This is a genomic window from Ideonella sp. P3_A4 (assembly GCF_056403075.1).
Genome location: NZ_JBFUGE010000219.1, coordinates 1 through 9966, shown reverse-complemented (window position 1 = coordinate 9966; position 9966 = coordinate 1). Strand labels below are relative to the sequence as shown.

Here is a 9966-nt window from a genome sequence, read left to right as displayed (position 1 = left end):
GTGCGGGCCAGCGCCGCGGCCGCTTCCAGCTTCAGGCGGGAATATTCCAGGCTGCTGCTGGGCGGGGTGCGCACCTCGATCGCCAGCGTGCCCCAGTCGCCGCCAGGCAGGAAGCTGGAGCCGCCGAACTTGGCGAACAGGCCGACCGACACCACCAGGCTGACCACCGTGAAGACGAACATCCAGATGCGGTGGTGCAGGGCCCAGGCGATGACCTTGCCGTAGCCCACCGCCTGGTGGTCGAACCAGTGGTTGAAGCGGGTCAGCAGCTTGCCGATGCCGCGGTGCTCGGCATGCTGGTGCCCCGGCGGGTCACCCCAGTAGGCTGACAACATCGGGTCGAGCGTGAAGCTGATGAACAAGCTGACCACCACCGAGGCGACCACCGTCAGCGCAAACGGCCGGAACCACTCACCCGACACACCGGGCATGAATGCCACCGGCGCGAACACTGCGACGATCGAGAAGGTCGTCGCGGCCACGGCCAGGCCGATCTCGGCGGTGCCATTGAGCGCCGCATTCATGCGTGATTCGCCGCGCTCCATGTGGCGCACGATGTTCTCGCGCACCACGATCGCATCGTCGATCAGCACCCCGATGGCCAGCGACAGGCCCAGCAGCGTCATGAAATTCAGCGTGAAGCCGCACAGCCACACGGCAATGAACGCCGCGATGACCGAGGTCGGCAGGCTGAGCGCGGTGATCAGCGTCGAGCGCCACGAGTTCAGGAAGATGTAGACCACCAGGATCGTCAGCCCGGCGCCGAAGATCAGCGCATGCACGACGTTGTTCAGGCTGTTCTGCGCCTCTTCGCCGCCGTCCTGCGTCACCTCGAGCTGGGTGCCCTCGGGCAGGGTGGGGTTGATCTCGGCCACGAGTTTTCGGACGTCGTTGGCCACGCCAACCGTGCTGGCATCGCGGGCGCGGGTGATGGACAAGCCCACGTTCGGCCGGCCGTTGCGCACCGAAAAGCCACTCAGCTCGGCAAAGCCGTCCTGCACCGTGGCCACCTGGCCCAGGCGCACGATCTGCTCGCCGCGCCGCTGCACGACGATCTGCTCGAACTCGGCCGGGCTTTCGATGCGGCCCACCAACCGGATGCTCTGGTCTTCCAGCGTGCCGCGCACCTTGCCGACCGGCGCGTTGGCGTTCTGCAGCCGCAGCGCGTTCACCACCTCCGCCACCGAGACGTTGAACGCGCGCAGCTTCTCGGCCCGCAGCAGCACCGACAGTTCGCGGTGCAGTGCACCGTTCACGTCGACCACCGCCACGCCCGAAATGCCGCGGAACTTGTCGGCCAGCGTGTCTTCCGCCAGGCGCGAGATCTCGGCGTGCGACTGCTTGGAAGACGACAGCGCCAGCTGCATCACCGGCTGGGCGGACGGGTCCAGCCGTTGCAATACCGGCTCGCGCATTTCGCTCGGCAGCTTGTAGCGCACCGTGCCGATCRCATTGCGCACCTCGTCGGCGGCTTCGATCATGTTCTTGCTGAACTGGAACATGATCAGGAAGCGCGCGTTGCCTTCGCTGGCGGTCGAGCGCACCTCGTCGACACCGCCGATGCTCTGGAACGCCTTCTCGATGCGGTTGATGATTTCCCGCTCCACCGTGTCCGGCGAGGCGCCGGGGTAGGGGATGTTGACCACCAGCATCGGCTGCTGGACGTCGGGGATCTGGTTGACCCGCAACCGGTTCAGGGCCATCAGGCCCATGCACATCAGCGTGACGATGACCGCGATCATCGCGACCGGCCGCTTGATGCTGAAATCTGAGAGGAACATGGTTTACCTCCCGGCGGACGCTGCCGCCGATGCCGCCAGAGCCGGCGTGGGGGCCGGCGCCGCAGCGCGCTCGACCTTCTGCCCGTCGATCAGGGTCGAGCCGGGCTTGCGCAAGAGCTGATCGCCTTCGGTCAGGCCGGCCAGCACCACATAGTCACCGCTGCGCTGGTCGCGTTCGCCGAGCGTCAACTTGACCTTGCTCAGCGTGCCGTTCTTGACGCGCCAGGCGTAGGCGTTGTCGCCTTCCTTGCTCAGCGCGGCGTCGGGCAGCATCAGCGCCTTCTGCTCGCCGGTGGCCACCAGGCCCTCGGCATACAGGCCAGAGACCTTGGGCATTTCGCCGCCCTCAAAGCCGACCAGCACCTCGACCTGGCGGGTGCTGGCATTGGCCGAGGCGTCGACCCGGCGCACCTTGCCTTTGAACTCCTGCTGGCCGAAGCCGTTGATGCGGAAGCTGACCGACTGCCCTGGCTTGATCTCGCCCATCCGGTCCGACGACACCAGGCCTTCGAAGCGCATGCTGGCGGGGTCGATCACCTTGACCAGCTCCTTGCCGATCTGGGCGGTGTCGCCGGCCGAGACCTTGCGGTCGCTGAGCACGCCGTCGAATGGCGCCCGCACTTCGGTGCGCTGCGATTGCTGGCGGGCCGAAACGACCCGGGCCTTGGCGGCCACCAGGTCGCTTTGCGCATTGTTGCGGCGCACCTCGGCGTCGTCGAGGGCCTGCATTGAGCTCATGCCCTGCGTCTGCAGTGTCTTCAGACGCTGGAAGGTGCGCTCGGCCTGTTCGGCCGACTGGGCGGAGGCCCGGGCGGCTTCCTCGGCCGAGGCCAGGCTGTCGCGGATCGAGGTGGCGTCCAGCTGAACCAGCAGGTCGCCTTTGCGCACGGCTTCGCCGTTGTCCTTCAAGACTTGCAGCACCACGGCGGACACTTCGGCGCGCAGGTCGGCCCGGCGCTCGGGCTGGATTGAGCCGGTGATCACCGGGCCCATCGCGTGCAGGCCGCTGGTGGCCGTGCGCAGGTCTTCGGCAGACAGCAGCAGAGTGGGCGGCGCCGAGGCGGCTGCGCCCGGTTTGGCGGCGGCCTGGGCGTCGCCGTTGCCTCTGCTGCAACCGGCCAGCGTGGCGGCCAGCATCGCGGCGGCTACACCCACAGCCCATCTGTTAGGCAGGCGGGCCGGCTGGGCCACGGACGAACGACGACGCAACATCGGGAGACCTCCAAAGTATTCGAAGAATCATGGCGCCCAGTGGCCGCCATAAAAAGACGCGCGAGCTTATCGTGAACGGGGTGTCGATAGCTGCTGCCTGCGACGAATTGCGGGCTGGCGCGGGCGAACGGCGACCCGGCGGCGCGGGCTGCGGCCGGTCGGCGCCGGCGGCGAAACGGTCGCCGCGGCGTGCCGCTCATCCGCCCCGGGTGCATTTCGTCGTCGCCCAACTGCGCTTCGTCGGCACCGGGGTGATCACCCCGGCGCACACTCCTACACTGCGCTGCGCCTGACCAAAGGCGGATGATTTTTTGCAGGAGCACACATGAACAAGCGCTGGGTAATTGGAGGGGTGGTGGTTGCGGTGTTGGCCCTCGGCGGCGGCACCGCGGCGGTCATGGCCAGCCGCAAGGGCGGCGACAAGCCCGATGCCAAGCCCGAAGACAAGGTGCTCGACTTCACCGCCAAGGAAGTGGTGATGCCCCGCACGCAGCCGCTGGCCGGGACGGTGGAGTTCTCGGGCCCGCTGGTTGCACCGAACACCGCCGTGGTTCGCGCCAAGGCGGCCGGCACGCTGCTGAACCTGACGGTAGCCGAAGGCAGCCGGGTGACGGCCGGCCAGAAGCTCGGCTCGGTCGACCTGGCCGACTTGAACGCCCGCCTGAACGAGCGCCAGGCCCAGGTCGAGGCAGCGAGGGCGCAGATGGTGCAAGCCGAACGTACCCACGCGTCGAACCAGCGCCTGGCCGAGCAGTCGTTCATTTCGCCGAACGCGCTGGAATCGTCGAAGGCGGCGCTGGACAGCGCCCGCGCCAACCTGACGGCGGCCCAGGCCCAGACCGAGACGGTCAGGATCAACCTGCGTGAAGCCAACCTGGTGGCGCCGATTTCCGGCATCGTCTCCAAGCGCCACGTGGTGCCTGGCGAAAAGGTCTCGAACGAGCAGCAGATCGTCACCATCGTCGACCTGACCCAGCTGGAAATGGCTGGCAGTGTTGGCACCCACGAAGTCGGCATGCTGCAGGCCGGCATGCCGGTGACGGTGCAGGTCGAAGGCGTGCCCGAGCCCGTCAAGGGCAACCTGGCGCGCATCGCGCCGGCGGCCGAGCTCGGCACCCGCTCGATCGGCGTGGCGATCGCCATTGCGAACCCGAAGGAAAAGCTGCGCGCCGGCCAGTACGCCCAGGCTCAGGTGGCGATGCCCGAAGGTGCACCGCGGCTGACGCTGCCGGTGGCCGCGATCGGCACCGCGTCGGGCCAGGAATATGTCTGGACGATCGAGCAGGGCAAGTTGCTGCGGCGCTCGGTCACCACCGGCCGGCGCGACGACGCCAAGGGCCTGGTCGAGGTGAAGGACGGCGTCAAGCCCGAGGCCCAGGTGCTGGCGATGCGCTTCGACAACCTGCGCGAAGGCGCCGCCGCCCGGGTGGTCGCACCTGCGCCGTCCACCGCCGCGTCGGCCTCCAAGCCGTCGTCAGCGCTGGCCAGCGTGGCCACGGCATCCAATTGAAGCGACCCCGCGCCAGATAGCCAGATATAGAAAGAGCAGAGGTTCACCATGTGGATGACCCGAGTCGCCATCAACAACCCCGTCTTCGCCACCATGGTGATGGTCGCGTTGTGTGTGTTGGGGCTGTTTTCGTACAGCAAGCTGGGCGTCGAGCAGATGCCCGACATCTCGCTGCCCGGCGCCTGGATCGACGTGCGCTACCCCGGCGCGTCGCCCGAGGCTGTAGAGCGTGAGGTCGCCAAGCCGCTGGAAGAAGCACTGAACTCCATTGCCGGTGTCGACCGGGTGCAGTCGCGCAGCTTCGAGGGCCGCGTTCAGGCCAGTGTCGAGTTCACGCTGAACACCGACATGAGCCGTGCCATGCAAGACCTGCGCGACCGCATCGCCGCCGCCCAGGCCGCGTTCCCGAAGGACGTGAAGCAGCCGAGCGTGTCTCGCTTCCAGGCCGACAACGCCCAGCCGGTGGTCGTGATGGCGCTGATGAGCAAGACGCGCACGGCGCGCGAGCTGTCGACGCTGGGTGAGCTGACGATCGCCAAGCGCCTGGGTCGCGTCGAGGGCGTGGCCAAGGTCGACGTGGGCGGACTGGTCTCGCGCGAAGTGCGGATCGACCTGGACCCGCTGCGACTGAAGGCCTACGGCGTGACGCCGGCCGAGATCTCCAGCGCGCTGGCAGCCGCCAACACCGACCAGCCTGTCGGCCTGGTGTCGGACAAGGTGTCCGACGCGATTCTGCGCGTCGAGGGCCGGGTCAAGGACCCGAAGCAGTTCGCGAACATCGTCGTCGCCCACCGCGGCAACCTGGTGCTGACGCTGAACGACCTGGGCACCCTGGTCGAGCGTGAACGCGAGCCTGACTCGATCGCCCGTACCAACGGCCAGCCGGCCATCAGCTTCGCCGTCTTCAAGCAGCAGGACGCCAACATCGTGGCGACCGGCGACGCGGTGAAGGAGGCGATGGAAGAGCTGAAGAAGACGTTGCCGGCCGACATCGAGCTGAACCTGATCTACGCGTCGAGCGACTTCGTCAAGGGCTCGCTGACCGGTCTGCGCCACACGCTGATCGAAGGTGCGCTGCTGACGGTGGCGATCGTCTTCCTGTTCCTGCACAGCTGGCGCTCGACCATCATCACCGGCCTGACACTGCCGATCGCGGTGATCTCCAGCTTCATTGCCGTCTATGCCTTCGGCTTCACGCTGAACTTCATGACGATGATGGCGCTGAGCCTGTGCATCGGGTTATTGATCGACGATGCGATCGTGGTGCGAGAGAACATCGTGCGCCACCTTGGCATGGGCAAGAATCACCACCGCGCCGCCGAAGACGGCACCAACGAGATCGGCTTGGCGGTCATGGCGACCACCTTCGCGATCTGCGCGGTGTTCGTGCCGGTCGCCTTCATGGGCGGCGTGATCGGCAAGTTCTTCTACCCCTTCGGCATCACCGTGGCGGTGGCGGTGATCGTTTCGCTGTTCGTCAGCTTCACGCTCGACCCGATGCTGTCCAGCGTCTGGAAGGATCCGCCCAGCGCCAAGCTGCGCGACGTGGCGGTGATCGGCCACATGATCCGCGGCACCGACCGTGGCATGGAATGGCTGCACGGCATCTACGGCCGCCTGATCACCTGGGCCTTCTCGGGCCGCCGCTACCGTGTCTTCATTCTGCCGATCCCTGTCTACGGTCGCCCGTTCGACGCCGATGGCAAACGCGACCGCCAGCAGGCTCGCCGCCTGCGCCTGATGACGCTGACGCCGCGCGGCATCGTCGCCTGGAGCGGGTTCATGAGCTTCATCGTCGCGCTGGGCTTGTCGGGCTTCGTCGGCACCGAATTCGTGCCGCAGACCGACCAGGGCTTCACGCAGCTGAACCTGCGCTTCCCGGTTGCCTCGAGCCTGGACCGCGGCAACGACAAGGTGCTGCAGGTCGAGACCATCCTGTCCGCCAAGTACCCCGAGATCAAGACCATCCAGACGGTGGTTGGCTCGACCGGTGAAGGCCTGGCGACCGGCCGCAACCAGGCCTCGCTGAACATCGCGTTGACCGATCGCAGTGACCGCAAGCGCACCCAGAAGGAGATCGAGGACGCGATGCGCGCCGACATCGCCGGCATCCCCGGCCTGGAGGCCAGCGTCGGCTTCGACCGCCCGATCTGGATCACCATCCTCGGCTCGGACGGCGAACAGCTGACCAAGGTCGCCAAGGACTTCGCCGAGAAGCTGAAGAAGATCAAGGGCGCTGTTGACGTCGACACCACCGTCAAGCCCGGCCTGCCGGCYTTCGCGGTGCGGCTGAAGGACTCGGCGATCCGCGAGCTCGGCCTGACCGGCCCGCAGGTGGCGTCCTCACTGCGTGCCTATGTGAACGGCGACGTTGCCACCTACTGGACGACTCCGGACGGCAATCAGGTCGAAGTGCTGCTGCGCCTGCCGCAAGGCCAGCGCGAGCGCATCGAGCAGATGAGCAAGCTGCCGGTCGCCTTTGCGAAAGACGGCTCGCCGATCGCGCTCGACCAGGTCGCGACCATCGAGCAGGTCTTCAACCCCGAGGTGATCCGTCGCCAGAACCTACAGCGCCGCGAAGCGGTGTACGCCGGTGTCGAAGGTCGCCCGTCGGGTGACGTCAACAACGACGTGCAGAAGCTGATCAAGGAGACCCAGCTGCCCCCGGGCGTGAGCTTCATGGTCGACGGCGCAGGCAAGCAGCAGGCCGAAGCCTTTGGCGGGCTGCTCAGCGCGATGGCGCTGGCGGTGATCTTCATCTACATCGTGCTGGCCAGCCAGTTCGGCAGCTTCCTGCAGCCGATCGCGATCATGGTGTCGCTGCCGCTGTCGCTGATCGGCGTGATGTTGGCGCTGCTGCTGTGGCGCTCGACGCTGAATGTGTTCTCGATGATCGGCCTCGTCATGCTGATGGGCCTGGTGACGAAGAACGCGATCCTGCTGGTCGACTTTGCCAACCATGCCCGCAAGACGGGTGCCACGGTGCGTGACGCGCTGCTGCAGGCCGGCCAGATCCGGATGCGGCCGATCATGATGACGACCGCGGCGATGGTGTTCGGCATGCTGCCGATGGCGATTGCGCTGAACGACGGCGGCGAGATCCAGGCGCCGATGGGCCGGGCGATCATCGGCGGGGTGGTCACCTCGACGCTGCTCACGCTGGTGGTGGTGCCGGTGATCTACAGCTACATGGACAACCTGGGCGCCTGGTTCAAGCGCCGCTTCGGCAGCAAGCATGCTGAGGCCGACGTGTCGAGCCTGCCCAGCCATGGGCCGCAAGGCGCACCGGCTGATCGTTGAGCCGACCAGAACCTAAAAGCAGAAGGCGGGGCATGAGCCCCGCCTTTTTCATTGGCGATTCGATCGTCTTCAGGCCGCCAGCGCCGTGGCCTTGCCTTGGGTGTAGATGCCGCAGCCGACCAGCAGCGTGTCGCTGATCGCAACCACGTAGCTGGCCTTGTGCTGCACCTTGCCGGTCTGCTGGTTGACGATGTTGTATTCGACCCAGTGGTTGCCGGTGGTGGCTTGCCAGGATTCGCGGGCAAAGCGATCGCCGTCGATGCCGGGCACCTCGTGGACCAGCTTGCCTTCCATCGCCGGCTTGGCGCCATGCACGTGGTAGCGGGCATCGCGGTCGGTCACGAAGACGTAGAGATCGCGGTCGAGGAAACCGCCCTTGGGATCACGGAACACCGCGGCCGCGCCCTGCAAGCCCCGCTCGCGGATCAGGTCTACCGCACGATCGACCAGATTGCGCGCTTCGTCGGCGCTGCCTTGGCGCAGGCGAATAGCGGCCACGGCTTCGCTCAACATCGAGGCGCGGTTGACCAGCTCGCCCGACGCGCGGGACGACTCTTCCACCATCGTGGCGTTCTGGTGCGTGATCTCGTCCAGCGTGCCGACACTGCGCGACACCTCGCCCAGGCTGACCGACTGCTGGGCGCTGGCCTGCGCGATGCCGCGCAGCTTGTCTGACACGTCGCGCACGCCGTGCACGACCGAGTCCAGCGTGCCGTTGGTGCGTTGGATGCGGGTGACCGATTGGCTGACCTGCTCGGTCGATTGGCCGATCAGGTGGCGGATTTCGGCGGCGGCCGAGCCGCTGCGTTGCGCCAGTTGGCGCACCTCGGTGGCGACCACCGCGAAGCCGCGGCCGGACTCGCCAGCGCGGGCTGCCTCGACGGCAGCGTTCAGCGCCAGGATGTTGGTTTGAAAGGCGATGCCGTCGATCACGCTGATGATCTCGGCCACCTTGCGCGAGCTGGCCTCCAGCGTGGTCATCGACTGCACGGTTTCGCGCATCGCGGCGCCGCCGGCTTCCGCCTGGTCGCGCAACTGAGAGGTCATCTGGTCCAGCTCATGGGCTGCGCCGGCGTTGGCCGAGACCGCATCGCTCAGCTGGCCGACCGTGGCCACCGTTTCGCGCAGGTTCTGCGCCTGGGCTTCGGTGCGCTGCGAGAGCGCGTCGCCGCTGGCGGCCAGCTGCTTGCCTGAAATGCCGACTCGTACCGCGCTGCTGCGGATCTCGGCCACCATCACCGACAAGCCTTCGCTCATGCGTTCGACGACCTTGCCGATTTCGGCCAGCTCGTCACGCCCCTCGATCTGCACTTTGTGCGCCAGGTCGCCCGCGGCGACCGCGGTGACGCCTTTTTGCAGCACGACCAGCGCCTGGCTGAAGCTGGAATAGAAGGCCAGGCCCAGGTAGAGCATCAGCACCAGGCCCAGAGCGGAAATACCCAGTTGCAGCCACAGCTTGCCTTGCAGCCGATGCTCGCGGGCCTTCAGCTCGTCAACCAGCAGCTCGTGGATCTGCTGCTTGAACACCATCACCTTGCCGATCGCTTCGCTGCCCTGCGTGAAATACGGAGGGGCTTCGCCGCTGATCGTCTCGGCCGTGAAAATCTTGCGGACCGTCTCGTCGAATGCCTGCGAGGCGGCCAGTGCCGCCTCCCAGCCGGCTGGCGGCTGTACGCCGGCGCGCTTGAGCGCCTCGACACGGAAGCCCACGTCGACCAGCGCCATGCGCAGCGAATCGGCACGACCCACCAAGGTGGCACGCTCGGCGTTGTTGGCGTCACCACGGGAGAGCAGGGCGGCTCCCTGGCCACGGGCCTGACCCAACGTTTCCGTCCAAGGGATGACGCGCTCGACCGCCAGGTCCATCAGGAAGAAGCTGCCGGCTTCCGGGTCCAGCAACAAGCCCGAGCGTTCACCGACCAGCAGCGTCAGCTGGCGCAGCTTTTCGATGTGCTGGCTGTGCTCGGCAAAGGCGTCGGCGCGCTTTTCGGCATGCTTGCCCTCGGCCAGCGCCAATGAGGCGTCACGGGCCGGTTTCCACAGGTCGTCCATCTCGAACGGCTGCGGCTCGGCCAAAGTCTTGTCGATTGCGGCGACGGCAGCCTTGATCTTCTCGCGCACCGCGTCGCGCTCGCCGGCAGCGCCGGTCTCACTGGACAGCAC

5 protein-coding genes are annotated in these 9966 nt (G+C 67.0%); 2 read left to right on the top strand and 3 right to left on the bottom strand.

Translation table 11 applies throughout. From position 1 onward, the window contains the following. Both AC1DYI_RS18695 and AC1DYI_RS18690 read right to left on the bottom strand, forming a co-directional pair. A partial coding sequence (locus tag AC1DYI_RS18695) for an efflux RND transporter permease subunit (RefSeq protein ID WP_477205633.1) occupies positions 1-1781 on the bottom strand: 1781 nt, incomplete at its 3' end. A 3-nt stretch (positions 1782-1784) separates the two neighbouring features. Further along, entirely contained in the window at positions 1785-2993 is a 1209-nt protein-coding gene (locus tag AC1DYI_RS18690; protein ID WP_477205632.1) for an efflux RND transporter periplasmic adaptor subunit, read from the bottom strand. A gap of 325 nt (positions 2994-3318) precedes the next feature. Here AC1DYI_RS18690 and AC1DYI_RS18685 point away from each other — a divergent pair, with 325 nt between their 5' ends. Then, positions 3319-4503, top strand: a complete 1185-nt coding sequence (locus AC1DYI_RS18685) for an efflux RND transporter periplasmic adaptor subunit (protein WP_477205631.1) — start codon at positions 3319-3321, stop codon at positions 4501-4503. A 48-nt stretch (positions 4504-4551) separates the two neighbouring features. Next, positions 4552-7803: an efflux RND transporter permease subunit gene (locus AC1DYI_RS18680; RefSeq protein ID WP_477205630.1), complete on the top strand. Its 3252-nt coding sequence runs from the start codon at positions 4552-4554 to the stop codon at positions 7801-7803. A gap of 69 nt (positions 7804-7872) precedes the next feature. Here the strand turns inward: AC1DYI_RS18680 and AC1DYI_RS18675 are convergent. Continuing rightward, positions 7873-9966 (bottom strand): methyl-accepting chemotaxis protein (locus tag AC1DYI_RS18675; RefSeq protein WP_477205629.1); only part of this gene is annotated, 2094 nt, incomplete at its 5' end.